The following is an 18,738-nucleotide window of genomic DNA, read 5'->3' on the forward strand; positions in this document are numbered from 1 at the left end:
CCATGCAACAAGAACTTCGCAAAATCCAGATCACCCCCGACATTCGGATTTCGTCGGTCTGGGCCAGACCCGACGATTACCGGGGAGCGGAGGGGAGCGCCGTCATCCTGGCCCATGGGGCCGGGAACGACATGGATCATCCGTTCATGAGCCATTTCCATCAGGCCTTCGCCGAAGCCGGTTTGCTCAGCGTGAAGTTCAACTTTCCGTACAAGGAACTGGGCCGCAAGGCGCCGGACCGGATGCCCTTGCTGGAGGACACCTGGCGGGCGGTGATACGCGCGGTGCGGGAAGACGCGCAACTGGCGCCGAAAAATCTGTACCTGGCCGGCAAGAGCATGGGCGGGCGGGTGGCGTCCCATCTGGCGGCGCAGGGGGAGTCGAGCCAGGGGCTGATTTTTCTCGGCTACCCCTTGCATCCCGCCAGACAGGTCGACAAGCTTAGGGTGGAACATTGGGCCCGGCTGTCGCTGTCCTGCCCGGTGTTGTTCGTGGAAGGCACGCGGGATGCCTTGTGCGATCTGGACGTGCTCGAATCCGAACTGCCGCGCATTCCGGCCCCCGTCACCCTGCACCTCATCGATGGCGGTGACCATTCCTTCAAAGTGCCCAAGTTGGCCGGAATAAGCCAAGGGGATGTGTGGAGTGAGGCGGCCTCGGCGATCACGTCCTGGATCGGCGCCCGTGATACTTGCAACACGGGCGCATGACGGCGCGTTCGGACGCTCACCGTGCCCGCCCGGGTAACCGGCTTCGGCCTGGCGGCCAGGCGCCGCAGAGGTTCTAGACATCTTTGGAGGATCGTGACATGCGGGAAGAACACTTCGACGTGGCGGTGATCGGCGGCGGGCCGGGCGGGGCCAGCGCCGCCACGATCCTGGCCAGGGCCGGAAAACGGGTGGTGCTGTTCGAGCGCAGCCGCTTTCCGCGCTTCCAGATCGGCGAGTCCCTGCTGCCCGCCGGCTGGGACCTGTGGCGTCGTCTCGGCGTGACCGAGAAGATCGAGGCCGAGGGCTTCACGGTCAAACAAGGGACCACCTTCGGGATGTTCAACGAAAAGCCCGACGTCGTGCTGCTGACCGCGGAATATCCGGATTACTTCGAGCGGCCTTACACCTATCACGTCGAGCGGGCCCGCTTCGACGAAATCCTGCTCGACCACGCCGCCGAATGCGGGGTGGAGGTGCGCCAGGAATGGTCGGTGCAGGACGTGCTGTTCGAAGGCGAGCGGGCCGTCGGCGTGCTGGCCGGTCCCAACGGGGAAACTCCGGCCCCCATCCATGCGCAGGTCGTGGTCGACGCCTCCGGCCGCGCATGCCACATCGCCCGCAAGCTGGGCTGGCTGCGCCCGCATCCCGAACTCAACAAGATCGCCCACTACTCCCACTTTACCGGCGCCTTCCGGCGCGACCCGCACGACGTCGTCTCCGTCGGCGAGGTGATCGAAGACTCGGTCACCACCGATATCCACACCATCGAGGGCGGCTGGCTCTGGTACATACCGCTGAAGAACGGCATCACCAGCGTCGGGGCCGTGCTGGACGCCCGTTTCGCCAAAACCCTGGGCGCCGCGCCGCAGGAGCGCTTCGACCGGGCGGTGCAAAGCTGCGACTGCGTGCGGGAATGGATGAAGGATGCGCGACAGGCGATGGAGTTGAAAACCGTCTCCTCCATCGCCTATATGAACGATTGCTTCCACGGGGCCGGTTTCGTGCTGGTGGGCGACGCGTCGATGTTCATCGACCCGGTGTTCTCCGCGGGCGTGACCCTGGCCCTCCGGGGCGGCGTGTATGCGGCCGACGCGATACTCGACGGCTTTGCCCACGGCAACGATTTCAGCGCCGCGAGGCTCGGCGCCTACGAGGACCGCATCCGCGAGCCGATGGAGCGGATCTTCAAGATGATCTACAACTGGTACCGCATCCTGGACCAGAAAGACGCCAACAACATCATCCTCCGCGCCCGCCAGATGCCGATGCTGCGGGAGCGTTTCATCGTCCTGCTGTCCGGGGGATACGACAAGGTGAGCATGGCGCAAATCCTCGCAGCGGCGGAGGAGCCGGCATCCACGTATCTGACGGCCTAGCCGTGCGTCCGCCCAAACGCCCGAAATCCGCCTTGCGCCGGGCCAATGCCGGCCGCAATGGGCATGAGCAATTTCGTGCGGAGACCCTCGTGCGCCGCTTGAACGCTAAACCGGATAGCTCATGAACCGTCTCGCTGGCTTGGTGGCGATCGGCGCGCTGCCGGCTTTCTTCGTTCTGGGGTGCGCGAGCTTGCCGCCGCCCGCCCCCTCCGGCAGCCGGGAGGCCGAATGCCTGAGCTTTCTCGGCGAGATGGACGAGCGGGTGGCCGAGCATGGCGTGGAAGACAGCGGCGCGGCGCGGATCGCGGGCTTTCCCCAATTGCGCATCGACCGTTTCCTGGCCTCATTCGCCAGTGAGCACCTGGAAGGCGCGGCTTATGTGGCTTGGCTGGAGCGCTTGCGCAAACTGGACGAACGCGCCCGATTGATCGAGCTGAACAATCTGCCTACCGACGCCGCCCAGCAAGTTCGGGCGCACGCGCCATCCGGACTCACGGTCGAAGCCGCGATCAAGGTTTGCGGCGAGGCGCTGGACAAACGCGATCTCGCTACGCTGGCCCGTCGACAGCGGCTGCTGGCGCACGCCGTCGTTCCCGATGCCTATTCCACCTGGCAGCGGGTGCTCGGCCTGTATCCGCTCACGCGCTGGGCCGCCGTCAACGGCGTTGCACGCTTGCACCGGGAACTGCGTGCGCCCTTCATTTTTCCCCGCCCCGCCCTGCCCGCCGCCGGCCGCCTGGTCCACTACGCGCCCGCGCCTGAGGGCGGCCCCGAAGCCGCCGCCGGGATCTTCGATGAATTAGCCGCGGATGCCCTGGGAATTCCGCAACCCAATGAGGCCCAACTCGATCGGCTCTATGCGGCGTATGCGCCGGTCTGGGCCGTCGATACGGCGAGCGATGCCGACCGCATCGGGACGGTCCGCCTGGACGCCGCGGGCGTACCCCAAGTCGAGGTCAGCGCGCCCGCCGTCTACCGCTGGCTATCCCATGTCCGCTGGGGCGAACGCAGCCTGCTGCAACTCAATTACCTCGCCTGGTTCCCGGCGCGGCCGCCGGCCAGCCGGCTGGACATCTATGCGGGCCGTTTCGACGGCCTCATCTGGCGCGTGACCCTGGCTCCGGACGGCAGGCCGCTCGCCTACGACAGCATCCACCCCTGCGGCTGCTATTACCAGATTTTCCCGGGGGAGGGCGTCCGCGTCGCGCAGCCGAAGGACGGCTCGGAGCCGGTCCTGTCGCCGGCCGTCATTCCCCTGCTCCAGCCCGGCGAACGTATCGTCATCCATCTTTCCTCGGGCACGCATTTCATCCAGGGCGTCACGCTGGAAACCGGCACTCCGCCAGCGGCGGCTTATGTCTGGCGGGATTACGACGAGCTGCGCTCGCTGGCGGGCCCGGACGGGCGGCGGCACGGCTTGTTCGGCCCCGACGGGCTGGTGAGGGAAAGCGAACGGCCCGAGCGCTTCTTGTTCTGGCCCATGGGCATACCCAGCGCCGGCGCGATGCGCCAGCCGGGCAACCACGCCATCGCCTTTCTCGGCCGGCGGCATTTCGACGATCCCAGGCTGCTGGACAAACTCCTGCGGCCTATCGGCAGGTGATCGGCGGTGAAACTGGTCGCACGCTACATTTGCCGGGCGGGAAGAATAGGGCTCCTGCTGCTCGTTGGCTGCGGCCTGGGCCTTGAAGCGGACGGCGCGGAAGTCCTGAACGTGGTGGTCAGAGAGCAGCAGGGACGCTATGAGCTGCATTCGGAAGTGTTGATTCTGGCGCCCGCCCCGGAAGTCCGCGCGTTGCTCATGGACTTCGAGAACCTGCCGCGGATCAACCCCGACCTCAAGCGGGTCAGGGTGCTGGATCGCAAGCATGACGGCGAAGCCCGCCTGGGCATAGTCGCGGAATTCTGCCTGCTGGCGTGCCTGGACCTGAATTGGGTCCAGGATGTCCGGCTCCAGCCCGGCGGGGACATTGCAGTGGCCATAGAGCCCAATAGCGGGGATTTCCGCCAGGGCAACGGGCATTGGCGCCTGCTCCCGGCCGGCACCGGAACCCGGCTGATCTACACCGTCGAGCTGACGCCGAATGTCTGGCTGCCGCCGGTGTTCGGCCCCTGGCTGATGAAGCGCAAGATGGCCGTGGAAGCGGTCGAGACCTCGCGAGCCCTAGAACGCATGGCCGTCCCCAACCCGATCCCGCGCGCGGCCGCTCCCTGAATCCTACGGCATCGTTCAGCCGCCCCGCCGCCAGGCGTGATACCGCTCCAGCCAGCGGAGCAGCAGCGTCGGCGCATGGGCTCGTTTCCACACGCCGGCGGCGTATCGGTTCGCCTCGGCCAAGGTCGGGTAGATGTGTAGGGTGCCGAGCAGCTTGTTGAGCCCTATGCCCTGCTTCATGGCCAGCACGAATTCGGCGATCAGATCGCCGGCGTGCGGGCCCACGATCGTCGCACCCAGTATGCGGTCCGAGCCGGGCGCGGTGAGCAGCTTGACGTAGCCCTGCGCCTCGCCGTCGGCGATGGCACGATCCAGGTCGTCGATACCGTAGCGGCTGACTTCGCAGGCGATGCCCTGCGCTTGCGCTTCCTGCTCGTTGAGGCCAACCCGCGCCACTTCCGGATCGGTGAAGGTGGCCCAGGGGATCACGCGATAGTCGGCGCGGAATGCCTTGAAATCGCCGAACAAGGCATTGACCGCCGCGTACCAGGCCTGGTGGGACGCCGTGTGGGTGAACTGGTAAGGCCCCGCCACGTCGCCGCAGGCGTAGATGTTGGGGTAGAGGGTCGCCAGATAGTCGTTGGTCTCTATCGTTCGCTCCGCCGTGGTGGGTATGCCCAGTTCTTCCAGGCCGTATCCCTGGATGTTGGCCACGCGGCCGACCGCCACCAGGATCTGGTCGCAAGGAATGCTCACCTCCTCGCCCCGGTGTTGCGCGACCAGGATTTTTTCGCTCCCCTCGACGGCGACGCGCACGGCACTATGCTCCAGGCGCAGTTCCACACCTTCCGCACGGAAGCGCTCGGCAACGAATTCGGATACGTCCGGGTCTTCCCGAACCAGCAGCCGAGGGGCCATTTCCACCAGCACGACTTGGCTGCCGAAACGCGCGAAGGTCTGCGCCAGTTCGCAGCCTATGGGCCCGCCGCCCAGGACGACCAGACGCTGCGGCAATATGCGCAGATCCCAGACGGTGTCCGAAGTCAGGTAGCCGGCTTCTGCCAGGCCGGGAATGGGCGGAACCCAGGGTCTGGCCCCGGCGGCGATGACGATGGAACGGGTGGTCAGCGTGCGCCTGCCGTCGGCCGTTTGTACTTCGACGGACCAGGGCGTCAGGATTTTGGCCTCACCGGCCAGCACCTCGACACCCAGCTGGGTATAGCGCTCCGCCGAGTCGTGGGGTTCCACCGCCCTGATCACCCGCTGCACCCGCTCCATGGCCTCGGCGAAATCGAACTCGGCGTCGGCCCGGCGGATGCCGTATTCCGGCGCGCGGCGTATGCGGTTCAGCAGTTTGGCCGTGCGTATCAAGGCCTTGGAAGGAACGCAGCCGGTGTTCAGGCAATCCCCGCCCAAGCGGTGTTTCTCGACCAGGGTGACCTTGGCCTTGGCCGCGGATGCGATGTAGGCGGCAACCAGACCGGCGGCTCCCGCGCCTATCACCACCAGGTTGCGATCGTAACGGGCGGGCTTTTCCCATTTTTCGTAGGCCTTGCGCGCCTTCACGGTGTCGACGAGTTTCCGGGCGATCCACGGGAACAGCCCCAGCAGGGCGAAAGACAGCAGCAGGCCCGGCGAGAGTATGCCGGAGAGCGAGTCGATGCCGGCCAACTGGGTGCCGGCGTTCACGTAGACGATCGTGCCCGGCAACATGCCGACCTGGCTGACCCAGTAATAAGTGCGCACCGGCAGGACGGTCAGCCCCATCAGCAGGTTGATGACGAAGAACGGGAATAGCGGCACCAGCCGCAGAGTGAAGAGATAGAAAGCCCCGTCGCGGGCGATGCCGGCGTCTATGGCCTGGGCACGCTGGCCGAAGCGGTTTTTCACCGCGTCCCGGAACAGGAAGCGGGCGGCGAGAAAGGCCAGGGTCGCCCCCAGAGTCGAGGCGAACGAAACGATCACCGTGCCCCAGAGCAGGCCGAAGACGGCGCCGCCCGCCAGGGTCAGCACCGCCGCGCCAGGCAGGGACAGCGCGGTGACCGTCACATACAGCAGACCGTAAAGCGCGACGGAGAGCAAGGGATGAACGGCCCGGTAAGCGGCGATGGCGTCCTGCCCGGCTTTCAGTGCTTCCAGGGTGAACCAGCGCTGCAGGTCGAAGGCGAAGAACGCGCCGGCGAGCAGCAGCAGGCCGACGATCAGGACGAGACGATTGCGATACATGGCGGATTCCCCCGTATGCGATGGCCGGATGGCATTGTCGCTTGGTCGGCCCCCGAAACCAAAACTTACAGCCGAAGAGGGAAAGGTTTATTCGCCGCCGCTGTAAGCTTACGCTAAGTCCCGCGACCAATAGCCGACCTTCCGCCCTTACCGGAGCCCAGTACAGACCATGCACGCCTTATTGCCCCTGGTACGCACCAGCGACTTTCCCAATTTAACCCGCGGCCGGCTGGAAACGGTGCAAGTCAACCTGGGCTACCGCTGCAACCAGGCCTGTTTGCACTGCCACGTCAACGCCAGCCCCAAACGCAAGGAGATGATGACGCGGGAAACCGTCGAGCAGGTGCTGGCCTGGCTGCGGCGTACGCCCGCCTCGACCTTGGATTTGACCGGCGGTGCGCCGGAGATGAACCCGCATTTCCGCTATCTGGTCGACGGCGGGCGCGAGTTGGGGCTGCACGTCATCGACCGTTGCAACCTGACGATACTGGAAGAGCCGGGTTACGAAGACCTGGCCGATTTTCTCGCCGAACGGCGGGTGGAAATCACCGCCTCGCTCCCCTGTTATCTGGAGGACAACGTCGACCGGCAGCGCGGCGACGGGGTGTTTCAGGCCAGCATCCGCGGACTCGGCAGGCTCAACGCCCTCGGTTACGGCAGCCCCGATTCCGGCCTGGTCCTGAACCTGGTGTACAACCCGCAAGGCCCGACCCTGCCGCCCGCGCAAGCCGGATTGGAAGCGGATTACCACCGCGAACTGGACGCGCGCTACGGCATCCGCTTCAACCGCCTCTACGCCCTGGCCAACATGCCCATCCAGCGTTTCGGCAGCACGCTGGTATCCAGGGGACAATTCGAGCCTTATCTGCGCCTGTTGAAGCAGGCCCACCGCGAGGAGAACCTGGAAAACGTCATGTGCCGCAGCCTGATCAGCGTCGACTGGCAGGGTTACGTCCACGACTGCGATTTCAACCAGATGCTGGGATTGCCCCTGGGCGGGACGAAGCGCCATGTGACGGAAATCGACGCGGCCGCCCTGCCGGGCCAGGCCATCATCACCGCCGACCATTGCTACGGCTGCACCGCCGACGCGGGGAGTTCCTGCGGCGGCGCCTTGAGCGGAAGTACCCGCAATGCTCCCGACCAACCCGACTGATCCCGGAGAACACCCACCATGTTTGTAGAAAATACCGTACGCGAACGTTATTCCGAAGGCGCCCGCGAGCGTCAGGAAGCCCTCTGTTGCCCCGTGGACTACGACCGCGAACTGCTGAAGCGGCTGCCGCAGGAGATCATCGACAAGGACTACGGCTGCGGCGATCCCTCCCTCTATGTGCAGGAAGGCGACACCGTGCTGGACCTGGGCTCGGGCGGGGGCAAGATCTGCTACATGGCGGCGCAACTGGTCGGGCCGGAAGGCTTGGTGATCGGCGTCGACATGAACGACGACATGCTGGGCCTGGCGCGCAAATACCAGCCCGAGATGGCTGAAAAACTGGGCGGCGACCGGGTGCGTTTCGTCAAGGGCTATATCCAGGATCTGGCCCTGGACGTGGAAGCGATGGAAGCCTATCTGGCCGAACATCCCGTGACCGACGCCGCTTCGCTCGCGGCGCTGAAGGCCTGGCAGACCCGGCAGCGCAGGGAACGGCCGTTGATCGCGGACCACTCGGTGGACCTCGTCATCTCCAACTGCGTGTTGAACCTGGTGGGCGACGGCGACAAGAACCAACTGGTCGAGGAGATCTTCCGCGTGCTCAAGCCGGGCGGGCGGGTCGCCATCTCCGACATCGTCGCCGACGAACCGGTGCCGCAGCACCTGAAGGACGATCCCACCCTGTGGAGCGGCTGCATCTCCGGCGCCTTCGAGGAAAGGGAGTTCATCCGCGCCTTCGAACGGGCCGGCTTCGGCGCCGTGTGCCTGGATCGCTGGGAAGCCGAGCCCTGGCAGGTGGTCGAGGGCATCGAATTCCGCGCCGTCACCCTGGTCGCCTTCAAGGGCTGGGGCCGGGAATGCATAGACCGCGGCCATGCGGTGATCTACCGCGGCCCCTATACCGAGGTGCGCGACGAGGAGGGCCACGTCTTCCCGCGCGGCGAACGCATCGCCGTGTGTGAGCGGACCTTCCGCACCCTGACCGAAGGCCCCTGCCGCAAGCATTTCATCGGCATCGAACCCAAGACCCTCGCCGCCCCCATCGCTTGGTGCGCGCCGCACGGCACCCGCCGTTCGCCCAAAGAAACCAAGGGCGGGCGGCAGATCGTCGAGTGCGGCGGGGAGAAATGCTGCTGACCCTAGAAGCGCCGACCCCAACCCGATCCAAGGGAACACTTATGAGCTTCGTCGACACCCCCGATGATTACCCCTATGCCTGGTACGTCCGCCCGGTGCTGGCCCTGTTGCGCAAGCGCCTGGGCGGCGTGCCGGAACCCGTGAAGCTTTGGGCGCGCATGCCCCTGGCCTTTCTCGGCTTCCAGCTGATGCAGCGCGCGCTGGAACGCAAGGCCTCGCCCCTGGACGGAAAGCTGCGCGCCCTGGTCCGCACCCGCATCGCCCAGCTCAATAGCTGCCATTTCTGCGTCGACCTCAACGCCTCACATGCCCTGGAGCGGGGCGTCACGGAGGAACAATTGCGGGATCTGGCGATATTCCGCGACTCGCCGCGTTTCGCTGCGGCGGAAAAAGCCGCCCTGGTCTACGCGGAAGCCGTCAGCGGCGAGGCCATCGCGATCGAGCCCGAGCTGATAGAGCGTTTGCGGCAGGCTTACGGCGACCAGGGCATCGTCGAACTGGCCGCCCTGGTCGGCCATCAAAACCTTTCCGCCAAATTCAATGCGGCCCTCGGCGTGCCGGCCGAAGGCTATTGCATGACGGCTTACGGAATCGCTCCGCCGGATTGACTAGGGCCGGGACTTCGGCGATGGCTGGAACTCGACATCGCCGAAATAGCTGACGGCCCGCTCCCCGGTGTTGTCGGTGTCTGTCGCCAGCGCCACGCCGCTGATGCTCGGCGGCTCATCGCCGAAAGCGGCGCGGAAATCGGCGGCCACATCGCGGCTTTCCCGGACCCACTGTCCCACCTTCGCGGCTCCGCTTTCCAACACGATCATCCGCACCCGGTCGGTGTAGGCGCTCCAGGTGCGGGTACCGACCGGATAACGGTTGTCCCACACGTAACAGAGCGTGGCTGCCGGCAGATCCGTGCCGTAGACAAGCCTGGCCAGGGCGATCTTGGAGCGTTCCAGGAAAGGCAGGCGGCCGATGTCGTAGTCGAAAAACACATAGACGCGGGCCGCATAATCGTCCCCGGCCTTGCTGGCGAGGTCGGCCTTGTCCAGCACGCGCGAGACTTTCCAGCGCCAGCTCAGCCAGGGGCTCGTCTTGGGGTCCACGTCGAGCTTGTGCGTGGCGCTGGCGGCCGAGGCGTCGGCGGTCGCGCGCAACACCGTGTCCTCGCCGTCCCGGACCAGATCGTAAACGGTCGCGCGAGGAATTTTCGCCACGGTGGTCACGGCCCAGCCTGCCGGCAAATGCTCACCGGGCGTCGCCGTGGAGAACGGGGTCGGCTGCGCGCCTTCGTCGGCGACGCAGATCCGACCGTACAACAAAACACCGCCGAGCAGGCGCACCAGCTTGTTCACGTTACTCTCCTGTCGTATCCATCATCGAACAAACCGCTGTCCGCCAGCCGGTCGAGATCCTCGGGCCGGTCCACGTCCCACAGCGTCTCCGGCTCGGTCCAGTTCAGCCCCAGGCCGGACAGGCGGGCGCGCGTCTCCGCCATGACCCGGTCAGTGCCCCAGGGCATGTTTTCGAACAGGGCGGGCTCGGGCTTGCTCAGACCTATCAGGACGTAGCCGCCGTCCTCGGCCGGCAGAAAAACCGCGTCCTTGCCGCAGAGCAAAGCCTGGGCCGCGGAACGGAGAGTGTGAGCGGTCAGCGCGGGACAGTCCGTGCCCACAAGCAGCACCGGGGATTCCGCGCAGAGGGCCGAGAAGGCGTGCAGCATGCGGGCGCCCAGATCTTCGCCTCGCTGCTCGAACAATCGCAAACCGAACCCGTCGCGGTGCGCGGCGAAAACCGGATGATCGCAGGATGGCGCGCACCACAGGGAGACCGGGCCGAGTTCGGCTGCGACCGCGGTTTCCAAAGTCCACCCCAGCAGGCGCCGTTGCAGATCGGCCGCACCCTCGGCACCCAAGCGGGGGATCATGCGCGTCTTGGCCAGGCCGGGTATGGGCGCCTTGGCGAACACGGCGACGGCGACCTGCCGGCTTTCAATCGGGCTCATAGCCGTAGATCTTCGCCAGCCGCGCCGGGGAGGCGCCGAAAAAGAACGCCAGGCGCAAGCTCCACATCAGCAGGACGGTGCGGACGACCCCATTTTTTTCCCAGCGCCGACCCGAGGTGGTCACCTTTTGCTGCAGGCAAAGCGGGGAGCCGTAAGCTTTGAGCCGGCGCGACAGCACGATGTCTTCCATCAGGGCGATGTCGGAGTATCCCCCGACCGTTTGAAACAGGGCGCGGCGCACGAATAGGCCCTGATCGCCGGTGGCGATGCCGCTCAGGCGGGAGCGGCGGTTCATGAGCCCGGCGATCACCGGCAGCCCACGATGGGTTCCATCGATGGCGACGTCGAAGCGACCCCAGTTCCGACCGCTTTCCGCCAGGCCCCGGCATATCAGCTCGTCGGCCGCGTCCGGCAGCCGGGTGTCTGCGTGGAGGAACAGCAAGATCTCGCCCCGGGCCAGCGCCGCGCCGGCGTTCATCTGCTTGGCCCGGCCCCGCCCGCTCGCGATCACGGCATCGGCGAACGGGCGCGCCAGCTCGGGCGTACCGTCCACGCTGCCGCCGTCGGCCACGATCACCTCGCAGCCCCGAGTACGCAAGGGCTGCAAAGCGGCGAGCCGGGCCTGTAGGCCTTCGGCTTCATCGAGGGTGGGAAGGATGACGGAGAGTTTCACCATGGCTGTAGACGCAGGAAGCAGATCCATACACCGGTCCGGTCATGATAACCCGCCGCCCGGGGAAGTGCCCCGCGAACCCGGTTTCCTGATGGATCGACCGGGGTGCGCGGAACTCGCCGACCGCGGGTCGAATCCGGCGAGGGCGGGCAACGGAGCGAGTGACCCTGCCGAGGCCAGGGAAATCCGCCTAACACCGGGCATTTGTGTAAAATCCCGTCTCTTCAGTCTGATTCCGGATCCAAAGTGGAAAATTTTCACGGCACTACCATCGTATCGGTCCGCCGCGGCGATACGGTCGTCATCGGCGGCGACGGCCAGGTGACCCTGGGCAATACGGTGATGAAGGGCAATGCCCGCAAGGTGCGCCGGCTTTATCACGGCCGCGTGCTGGCAGGATTCGCCGGTGCCACGGCCGATGCCTTTACCCTGTTCGAGCGCTTCGAAGGCCAGCTCGAAAAACAGCGCGGCAATCTCACCAAGGCGGCGGTCGAGCTGGTCAAGGATTGGCGCACGGACCGCATGCTGCGCCGCCTGGAGGCCCTGCTGGCTGTGGCCGACGCCAAAGCCTCGCTGATCATTTCCGGCACCGGCGACGTGATCGAGCCGGAAAACGGCCTCATCGCCATCGGCTCAGGCGGCCCCTTCGCCCAGTCGGCGGCGCGGGCGCTGCTGGAAAACACCGAACTGGGCGCCCGCGACATCGTGGAAAAGGCCTTGCACATCGCCGGCGACATCTGCATCTACACCAATCACAATCTGACCATCGAAGAGTTGGATACCCAAGCCCTAGAGTCCGCCTGAGCCATGACCCAGATGACACCCCGCGAAATCGTCCACGAGCTGGACAAGCACATCGTCGGCCAGACCAACGCCAAGCGCGCGGTCGCCATCGCACTGCGCAACCGCTGGCGACGGGCCCAGGTCGACGCGGCGCTACGCGACGAGATCACGCCCAAGAACATCTTGATGATAGGACCGACCGGCGTGGGTAAGACCGAGATCGCCCGCCGCTTGGCACGCCTGGCCCAGGCGCCCTTCATCAAGGTGGAAGCGACCAAGTTCACCGAAGTGGGTTATGTCGGCCGTGACGTGGAATCCATCATCCGCGATCTGGTCGACGCCGCAGTCAAGCTGACGCGCCAGGCCGACATGGCCAAGGTGCAGGCGCGCGCGGAAACGGCCGCCGAGGAAGCGGTGCTGAACGTGCTGCTGCCGTCCGCGGAAGGCTGGGCCGGCGCGGAAACCGCAGCCGAATCCACGACCCGGCAGAAATTCCGCCAGAAGCTGCGCAACGGCGAACTGGACGAAAAGGAAATCGAGATCGAGGTCGCGGCCGGCGCGGTCGGCGTGGAAATCATGGCCCCGCCGGGCATGGAAGAGATGAGCAGCCAGTTGCAGAGCCTGTTCCAGAACATCGGCTCCAACCGCAAGCGCACCCGCAAGCTGCGGGTCAAAGACGCGCTCAACGTGCTGAAGGAAGAAGAGGCCGCCAAGCTGGTAAACGAGGAGGACATCAAGCTGCGCGCGGTCGAGTCCGTGGAACAGAACGGCATCGTGTTCATCGACGAGATCGACAAGATCTGCAAGCGCTCCGAATACGGCGGCAGCAGCGGGGCGGACGTGTCGCGCGAAGGCGTGCAGCGCGACCTGCTGCCGCTGGTGGAAGGCTCCACGGTGAGCACCAAATACGGCATGGTGCGGACCGATCACATCCTGTTCATCGCGTCCGGCGCCTTCCATCTGGCCAAGCCATCCGACCTGATCCCGGAAATGCAGGGCCGCTTCCCCATCCGCGTGGAACTGGACGCGCTGACCGCCGAGGATTTCGTCCGCATCCTGACCGAACCCGACGCCTCGCTGACCCAGCAATACCAGGCCCTGCTGGCCGCCGAGGGGGTGAACCTGGAATTCCGCCCGGACGGCATCGCCCGCATCGCCCAGATCAGCTTCGAGGTCAACGAGAAGACCGAGAACATCGGCGCCCGCCGCCTGCACACGGTGCTGGAGCGCTTGCTGGAAACCGTGTCCTTCGCCGCCGCGGACTTCGACGGCCAGACCGTAGCAATCGACGCCGACTATGTCGACCGCCAACTCGGCGAACTGGCGCAGGACGAAGACCTGAGCCGCTACATACTCTGAGCGCCCCATGAGCACGCCCAATCCGACCGACATCACCCTGCACCAGGCCACGCGCATCCTGGAAGTGGCCTTCGACGACGGCTCCCGCTTCGAGCTGCCCTGCGAATACCTGCGGGTCTATTCGCCGTCCGCGGAAGTGCGCGGCCATGGACCGGATCAGGAGGTGTTGCAGGTGGGCAAGCAGGACGTGACCATCACCGCCCTGGAGCCGGTTGGCCACTACGCCATCAAACCCACCTTCAGCGACGGCCACGACAGCGGAATCTACCCTTTCGAGATGCTGTACAATCTCGGCATCCATCAGAAGGAGCTATGGGGCGAATACCTGCGCAGGCTGAGAGAAGCCGGTTACGAGCGCTGAGCCTTGGCCCGACTCGGCATATCGCGCTCGCGTAGCCCCGGCAACAGTCCCCCACCGAGATCAAAATCACATGACAGAAGACAAAACCCATTTCGGATTCCGCGACGTGCCCACGGGCGAGAAAGCCAAGCTGGTCCGGGAAGTATTCGACTCCGTCGCCGGAAAATACGATTTGATGAACGACCTGATGTCGATGGGCATCCACCGCATCTGGAAGCGCATCGCCATCCAGCTCAGCCACGTGCGCCACGGCGAGAAGGTGCTGGATCTGGCCGGCGGCACCGGCGACATGAGCGCCCTGTTCCAGAAGCGGGTCGGTTCGACCGGCCTGGTGGTGCTGTCCGACATCAACGCGGCCATGCTCAACCGCGGCCGCGACCGCCTCATCGACGAGGGCGTGGCCGGCAACGTGACCTATGCCCAGATCGACGCCGAAAAGCTGCCCTTCCAGGACAACCAGTTCGATTGCGTCTGCATCGCCTTCGGCCTGCGTAACGTCACCCACAAGGACGAGGCACTGCGCTCGATCTACCGCGCCCTCAAGCCCGGCGGGCGGCTCATCGTGCTGGAATTCTCCGAGGTGCAGGGCGAGCTGCTGCGCAAGGCTTACGATCTTTATTCCTTCAAGATCCTGCCCACGCTGGGCAAGCTCATTGCCAACGACTCCGAAAGCTACAAATACCTGGCCGAATCCATCCGCATGCATCCCAACCAGGAAAAGCTGAAAAACATGATGGAATCCGCCGGGTTCGAGCGCTGCGAATATTTCAACCTCACGTTCGGCGTGGTGGCCGTGCACCGGGGTTACAAATTCTGACGGCGGCTCCCTTGTCGAATACTCTGAACGCGGTATTCGCCGGCCTGCTGGAAGACGCCAGTTCGCGCTTCCTGGCCTTGAGTCCGCACCGCGACGAACTGCTCGCGCCGCTCGCAGGCAAGCTCATCGCTTTGCGCCTGTTGCCCTTGGATCTCCGGCTCGTGCTCGCTCCCACCGAATCGGCCCTCACCCTGTTGCCCGACCATGCCGGCGAGGTGGACGCCACCCTGTCCGGCACCCCGCTGGCCTTCGCCCGCATGGGCTTGAGCGAGCGTCCTCAGCGCGGTCTGTTCGCCGGCGAAGTGACGCTGGAAGGCGATACCAGCGTGGCACGCCGCTTTCAGGCCTTGTTCCGGCACCTCGACATAACCTGGGAAGCCCTGCTCGCGCGCTACACCGGCGCCGGCCTGGCGAGTCTCATCGTCGGCGGTTTGCGCGACTCGCATGCCTGGCGGGTCGAGCTGGTCGACAATCTGCGCCAGGACACGCTCGAATATCTCCAGGAAGAAAGCCGCGAGCTGCCGGCCGCCGCGGAAGGCGAAGGCTTCTTGCGTGCGGTGGACGTGCTGCGCGCGGACGCCGACCGCCTGACGGCCAGGATCGAGCGCTTGGAAAAACTCATCGCCGCAAAGCCCCTCACCCCAACCCCTCTCCCAAAGGGAGAGGGGGCATAAAGCCGCTACACGGCCCGCTTTCAGGAATCTCTCGTGATCAAACCCCGGAACGTGCGCCGTTTGCTGCACATACAATGGGTGCTGGTGAGCCATGGCCTGGACGACCTGGTGTCCGCCACCCATCTGCTCCGTCCTCTCCGCTATCTCGCTGCGCTCGCCCCGGGCTACCGCAAGGGCCAGCGGAAAGGACCGCGCGGCCAGCGCATCCGCGAGGCACTGGAAGAACTGGGGCCGATCTTCGTCAAATTCGGCCAGACGCTCTCCACCCGCCGCGATTTGCTGCCGGAGGACATCGCCGACGAACTGGTCAAGCTGCAGGACAGGGTACCGCCGTTTCCCGGCAGCCAGGCCAAGGCCATCATCGAGAAGGCCCTGGGAGCCCCGGTGCTGGAAACCTTCGCCGAATTCGACGAAACCCCGCTGGCCTCGGCCTCCGTCGCTCAAGTGCACGTCGCCAAGCTGAAGAGCGGCGAGGACGTGGTGGTCAAGGTGCTGCGGCCCGGCGTCGAGCGACGCATCCAGTCCGACATCGCCCTGCTGTACGAACTGGCCGGCCTGGCCCTGCGTTTCTGGCCCGATGCCAAGCGGCTGCGGCCGGACGAAGTCGTCGCCGAGTTCGAGAAGACCATCCTCGACGAACTCGACCTGGTGCGCGAGGCGGCCAGCGCCTCGGAGATCCGCCGCCGCTTCGAAAACTCCGAGATGCTCTACATCCCCAAAGTTTACTGGGAATACACCCGCCGCGAGATCATGGTGATGGAGCGCATCAGCGGCATTCCGGTGGGCGACGTGGCGCGCCTCAAGCGCGAGGGCGTGGACCTCAAGCTGCTGTCCGAGCGCGGGGTGGAAATCTTCTTCACCCAGGTGTTCCGCGACAATTTCTTTCACGCCGACATGCATCCCGGCAACATCTTCGTGACCCCGCCCGCCACTTATATCGCGGTGGATTTCGGCATCGTCGGCAGCATCTCCAAGGCCGACCAGCATTATCTGGCGGAGAACTTCCGTGCCTTCTTCAACCGCGACTACCGGCGGGTCGCGGAAATGCACGTCGAATCCGGCTGGGTGCCGGCCAGCACGCGGGTGGAGGAGTTCGAAGCCGCCATCCGCAGCGTCTGCGAACCCATCTTCGAGAAACCCCTGAAAGAGATCTCCTACGGCCATTTGCTGCTGCGTTTGTTCCAGGTCGCCAGCCGATTCGAGATGGAGGTGCAGCCGCAACTGGTGTTGCTGCAGAAGACCCTGCTGAACATCGAAGGCCTGGGCCGCGATCTCTATCCCGACCTCGATCTGTGGAAAACCGCCAAGCCTTTCCTGGAAAACTGGTTCCGCGAACAGGTCGGCCCCAAGTCGGTCTATCGCAAGGTGCGCGGCCATCTGCCGGAATGGGCCCAGCAGTGGCCAGAGGTGCCGGGACTGGTGCACGAGACCTTGCATCGCGCGGTCAACGGCAAGCTGGAATTGCGCCTGGACGGCCGGGAGTTCGACAAGCTGCGCCAAGAGATGCGCCGCAATCGCCGCCACACCGTGGCGGGCATCGCCGGCGCGGCCTTGCTGGTCAGCGCCGCCCTGCTGTTCGGGCTGAAAGCGGGGGAAACCGCCTCACTCCTGAGCGGTTTCCTCGGCGGTGCCGGACTCGTCCTGTTGTTCGGCGCCTGGCGCTGACGGCACCCGGACACCCTGGGTCAAAGCCTGCAATTCCTCCCAGACATCCACGTCCAAAACCGCCGCGTCCTCGGGGGAAGCGGACGGGGCAGTCGCGCCCGCCCGCGCAGAACCGGGCATAGCACCGGCATCGTCCGGACCGTCGGTGAGCGGGTCCGCGACTACCGGCGGTTCGGCTTGCTCGCGTAGCGCTTGCTTTTCATCGCCGCCCTCGGCGTCCTTCCGCTCCGAGCCGACGGCGATACCGGGAACCGGTTCCAGATCGGGCGCGATCTCGGCAGCCAGCGGCGCGTCGGACAAGCCCATATCGGCCCAAAAGGCCTGCTCGAGGACATCAGCGGCCTCACCGTCCACGGGCTCGAGTGGATCGAGCTCGGTGGTGACGACCGGCGTGTCCGCGACCGCCTGCGCGAGCGCGGCCATTTCGCTCCACAAATCCGCCTCCGTGCGAGCGACGGGAACATCCGGTATCGCCGGGCTTTCGCCATCCTCCGGATCGAGGGCCGGATCGTCTTCGAGGGTCGAAGCCTCGGCAGGGGCTTCCGCCTCTTCCGCAACGGGCGGGGCGTCCGTATCCGGTGCCGCGACATTCTCCGCAGCCGGCAGGCCCTCCGGGGGCAAACGACCGTCCAGCATGAGTTTCAAGGATTCGTCCAGCCGGGAAATCGCGTCGATGTCACCGGCCAGCGATACCGACAGCAAGGTCCGGATAAAGTCTTTCTCGCTATTCAGCCAGCGCTCGGCAGTCGCCGCGGAATCGGCGCCGAACACGGCAGGATGTTGCGCGATGCGCCGGCGCAGCTCAGCCAGCCTGTCCGCTTCGCCCAGCCTGAGCCTGTCGAGCAGGACGTGCAGGGCATCCAGGGTCGTGCGGCGCCGATGCCGGGCGGCGAGCGCGGCAACCGAAAAGGTCAGCAGCACGACCAGCACCAGTTCGCCCAGGAGTATCCATGCCAAGGGTGTCATGATGGTTCCTTCAGCGCCTCGAACGTCGCGGGGAGTTCACCGCGCGCCAAGGCTTCGGCACGTTGAAAGGCTTCCAGCATGCGGTGGCGGCTGAGCTGGAGTTCATCCCCGGACTTCGATTCTCCGAACATGCGGGTGTATTCGCTGGAAACTTCGTCCAGCGTTTCCAAAGCCGCCTTCAACTGGGCGCGCAAGTGCTCCGCCTCGGCCGAGGCCTGCCGGGTCTGTTCCTCCGCATTTTCCAATCGAACCTGCACGTCGCCACTTTCCTGTTGCGGCCGTTTTTCGGCCAACTGGGCAATCAATTCGCGATACGGCTCGGAAAGAGCGCGCACATGCCGGTCCAGTTGGGCCAGTCGTTCGACGTCATGGTCGAGGACGGCACGGATCACCAGCCGGTACAGGGCTCTCTCGCGAGCGCCGACTTGCTCCAGAGTGTGGCTGCGCTGGTCGTCGTCGAGCGCCAGGGACGGATCGGCGAGCGCGAGATTCAGTTCGTCCAGGCGCTGGGCATCGGCGCGGTTGATATGCTCCACCAGTTTATCGGCGTGGCTGCGCTCGGCCCGTTTACGCCGCCACGCTCGCCACAGCAAGGCGCCCAGGACCAACAGCAGGGCCGCCAGGACCTCCGCGACGAGTACCGCGGTCAGGGCGGATATTTCTAGCATGTCAGACATCGAA

The 18,738-nt window shown here is 65.5% G+C and carries 19 protein-coding genes; 13 read left to right on the forward strand and 6 right to left on the reverse strand.

Features of this window, described 5'->3' with window-relative positions; translation table 11 throughout:
- Window positions 1–2: 2 nt before the first annotated feature.
- From JWZ97_RS13960 to JWZ97_RS13975, 4 genes are all read left to right on the forward strand, one after another.
- Entirely contained in the window at window positions 3–710 is a 708-nt protein-coding gene (locus tag JWZ97_RS13960; protein ID WP_205430331.1) for an alpha/beta family hydrolase, read from the forward strand.
- 98 nt (window positions 711–808) lie between these two features.
- Complete coding sequence (locus JWZ97_RS13965) at window positions 809–2,086, forward strand: NAD(P)/FAD-dependent oxidoreductase (protein WP_205430333.1); 1,278 nt, start codon at window positions 809–811, stop codon at window positions 2,084–2,086.
- A 121-nt stretch (window positions 2,087–2,207) separates the two neighbouring features.
- On the forward strand, window positions 2,208–3,689 hold the full coding sequence (locus tag JWZ97_RS13970) for a hypothetical protein (RefSeq protein WP_205430335.1): 1,482 nt from the start codon (window positions 2,208–2,210) through the stop codon (window positions 3,687–3,689).
- A gap of 6 nt (window positions 3,690–3,695) precedes the next feature.
- The gene (locus tag JWZ97_RS13975; protein WP_205430337.1) at window positions 3,696–4,301 is read left to right on the forward strand and encodes a type II toxin-antitoxin system RatA family toxin; all 606 of its coding nucleotides are present in this window, start codon (window positions 3,696–3,698) and stop codon (window positions 4,299–4,301) included.
- Window positions 4,302–4,316: 15 nt separating this feature from the next.
- Here JWZ97_RS13975 and JWZ97_RS13980 read toward each other — a convergent pair whose 3' ends face one another.
- The gene (locus JWZ97_RS13980) at window positions 4,317–6,467 is read right to left on the reverse strand and encodes an FAD-dependent oxidoreductase (protein ID WP_205430339.1); all 2,151 of its coding nucleotides are present in this window, start codon (window positions 6,465–6,467) and stop codon (window positions 4,317–4,319) included.
- Between the two features lie 169 nt (window positions 6,468–6,636).
- Between JWZ97_RS13980 and arsS the strand changes: the two genes are divergently transcribed.
- From arsS to JWZ97_RS13995, 3 genes are read left to right on the forward strand one after another with little or no spacing between them, the layout of a single operon-like run.
- Entirely contained in the window at window positions 6,637–7,623 is a 987-nt protein-coding gene (arsS, locus tag JWZ97_RS13985; RefSeq protein ID WP_205430341.1) for an arsenosugar biosynthesis radical SAM (seleno)protein ArsS, read from the forward strand.
- A gap of 18 nt (window positions 7,624–7,641) precedes the next feature.
- Window positions 7,642–8,760: a methyltransferase domain-containing protein gene (locus JWZ97_RS13990; protein WP_205430343.1), complete on the forward strand. Its 1,119-nt coding sequence runs from the start codon at window positions 7,642–7,644 to the stop codon at window positions 8,758–8,760.
- Between the two features lie 41 nt (window positions 8,761–8,801).
- Entirely contained in the window at window positions 8,802–9,368 is a 567-nt protein-coding gene (locus JWZ97_RS13995; RefSeq protein WP_205430344.1) for a carboxymuconolactone decarboxylase family protein, read from the forward strand.
- Here JWZ97_RS13995 and JWZ97_RS14000 read toward each other — a convergent pair whose 3' ends face one another.
- Genes JWZ97_RS14000 through JWZ97_RS14010 form a run of 3 tightly spaced genes read right to left on the reverse strand, consistent with a single transcriptional unit; the run spans window position 9,369 to window position 11,462 of the window.
- Entirely contained in the window at window positions 9,369–10,109 is a 741-nt protein-coding gene (locus tag JWZ97_RS14000) for a DUF3047 domain-containing protein (protein ID WP_205430346.1), read from the reverse strand.
- A complete protein-coding gene (locus tag JWZ97_RS14005) occupies window positions 10,106–10,759 on the reverse strand; it encodes a TIGR04282 family arsenosugar biosynthesis glycosyltransferase (protein WP_205430348.1) in 654 nt (217 codons plus the stop codon). Before JWZ97_RS14005 ends, JWZ97_RS14000 begins: the two co-directional genes overlap by 4 nt.
- Window positions 10,746–11,462 carry a TIGR04283 family arsenosugar biosynthesis glycosyltransferase gene (locus tag JWZ97_RS14010; protein WP_240342354.1) on the reverse strand — a complete coding sequence of 239 codons (717 nt, stop codon included), beginning with the start codon at window positions 11,460–11,462 and terminating at the stop codon, window positions 10,746–10,748. Before JWZ97_RS14010 ends, JWZ97_RS14005 begins: the two co-directional genes overlap by 14 nt.
- A 216-nt stretch (window positions 11,463–11,678) precedes the next feature.
- On the opposite strand from JWZ97_RS14010, the gene hslV reads away from it, so the two are divergent.
- The 6 genes from hslV to ubiB all read left to right on the forward strand — a co-directional run bounded on the left by hslV (window position 11,679) and on the right by ubiB (window position 17,091).
- Entirely contained in the window at window positions 11,679–12,236 is a 558-nt protein-coding gene (hslV, locus tag JWZ97_RS14015; RefSeq protein ID WP_205430350.1) for an ATP-dependent protease subunit HslV, read from the forward strand.
- Window positions 12,237–12,239: 3 nt separating this feature from the next.
- The gene (gene hslU, locus JWZ97_RS14020) at window positions 12,240–13,574 is read left to right on the forward strand and encodes an ATP-dependent protease ATPase subunit HslU (protein ID WP_205430352.1); all 1,335 of its coding nucleotides are present in this window, start codon (window positions 12,240–12,242) and stop codon (window positions 13,572–13,574) included.
- A 7-nt stretch (window positions 13,575–13,581) separates the two neighbouring features.
- Window positions 13,582–13,935, forward strand: a complete 354-nt coding sequence (locus JWZ97_RS14025) for a gamma-butyrobetaine hydroxylase-like domain-containing protein (RefSeq protein ID WP_205430354.1) — start codon at window positions 13,582–13,584, stop codon at window positions 13,933–13,935.
- Between the two features lie 70 nt (window positions 13,936–14,005).
- Entirely contained in the window at window positions 14,006–14,752 is a 747-nt protein-coding gene (ubiE, locus tag JWZ97_RS14030) for a bifunctional demethylmenaquinone methyltransferase/2-methoxy-6-polyprenyl-1,4-benzoquinol methylase UbiE (RefSeq protein WP_205430358.1), read from the forward strand.
- Between the two features lie 11 nt (window positions 14,753–14,763).
- Complete coding sequence (locus JWZ97_RS14035) at window positions 14,764–15,426, forward strand: SCP2 domain-containing protein (RefSeq protein ID WP_205430368.1); 663 nt, start codon at window positions 14,764–14,766, stop codon at window positions 15,424–15,426.
- 33 nt (window positions 15,427–15,459) lie between these two features.
- Window positions 15,460–17,091, forward strand: a complete 1,632-nt coding sequence (ubiB, locus tag JWZ97_RS14040) for a ubiquinone biosynthesis regulatory protein kinase UbiB (protein ID WP_205430377.1) — start codon at window positions 15,460–15,462, stop codon at window positions 17,089–17,091.
- Here the strand turns inward: ubiB and JWZ97_RS14045 are convergent.
- Together JWZ97_RS14045 and JWZ97_RS14050 are read right to left on the reverse strand one after the other, a co-directional pair.
- Window positions 17,029–18,057, reverse strand: a complete 1,029-nt coding sequence (locus JWZ97_RS14045) for a hypothetical protein (RefSeq protein ID WP_205430379.1) — start codon at window positions 18,055–18,057, stop codon at window positions 17,029–17,031. The two genes, ubiB and JWZ97_RS14045, sit on opposite strands and share 63 nt — an antisense overlap.
- Window positions 18,054–18,725 (reverse strand): hypothetical protein, encoded by a 672-nt coding sequence (locus tag JWZ97_RS14050; RefSeq protein WP_205430381.1) that lies wholly within the window; start codon window positions 18,723–18,725, stop codon window positions 18,054–18,056. The genes JWZ97_RS14045 and JWZ97_RS14050 overlap by 4 nt, the downstream gene beginning before the upstream one ends.
- Between the last annotated feature and the right edge of the window lie 13 nt (window positions 18,726–18,738).

The organism is Methylococcus sp. EFPC2, from assembly GCF_016925495.1.
In the GTDB taxonomy this organism is placed as follows: domain Bacteria; phylum Pseudomonadota; class Gammaproteobacteria; order Methylococcales; family Methylococcaceae; genus EFPC2.

Coding starts and splice junctions, on each gene's coding strand:
- JWZ97_RS14050 (WP_205430381.1), bottom strand. CDS start 18,725: ATGCTAGAAATATCCGCCCTGACCGCGGTACTCGTCGCGGAGGTCCTG.
- JWZ97_RS13990 (WP_205430343.1), top strand. CDS start 7,642: ATGTTTGTAGAAAATACCGTACGCGAACGTTATTCCGAAGGCGCCCGC.
- JWZ97_RS14045 (WP_205430379.1), bottom strand. CDS start 18,057: ATGACACCCTTGGCATGGATACTCCTGGGCGAACTGGTGCTGGTCGTG.
- arsS (WP_205430341.1), top strand. CDS start 6,637: ATGCACGCCTTATTGCCCCTGGTACGCACCAGCGACTTTCCCAATTTA.
- JWZ97_RS14005 (WP_205430348.1), bottom strand. CDS start 10,759: ATGAGCCCGATTGAAAGCCGGCAGGTCGCCGTCGCCGTGTTCGCCAAG.
- hslU (WP_205430352.1), top strand. CDS start 12,240: ATGACCCAGATGACACCCCGCGAAATCGTCCACGAGCTGGACAAGCAC.
- JWZ97_RS13960 (WP_205430331.1), top strand. CDS start 3: ATGCAACAAGAACTTCGCAAAATCCAGATCACCCCCGACATTCGGATT.
- ubiE (WP_205430358.1), top strand. CDS start 14,006: ATGACAGAAGACAAAACCCATTTCGGATTCCGCGACGTGCCCACGGGC.
- JWZ97_RS14025 (WP_205430354.1), top strand. CDS start 13,582: ATGAGCACGCCCAATCCGACCGACATCACCCTGCACCAGGCCACGCGC.
- JWZ97_RS13980 (WP_205430339.1), bottom strand. CDS start 6,467: ATGTATCGCAATCGTCTCGTCCTGATCGTCGGCCTGCTGCTGCTCGCC.
- JWZ97_RS13995 (WP_205430344.1), top strand. CDS start 8,802: ATGAGCTTCGTCGACACCCCCGATGATTACCCCTATGCCTGGTACGTC.
- JWZ97_RS13970 (WP_205430335.1), top strand. CDS start 2,208: ATGAACCGTCTCGCTGGCTTGGTGGCGATCGGCGCGCTGCCGGCTTTC.
- JWZ97_RS14010 (WP_240342354.1), bottom strand. CDS start 11,462: ATGGATCTGCTTCCTGCGTCTACAGCCATGGTGAAACTCTCCGTCATC.
- JWZ97_RS13965 (WP_205430333.1), top strand. CDS start 809: ATGCGGGAAGAACACTTCGACGTGGCGGTGATCGGCGGCGGGCCGGGC.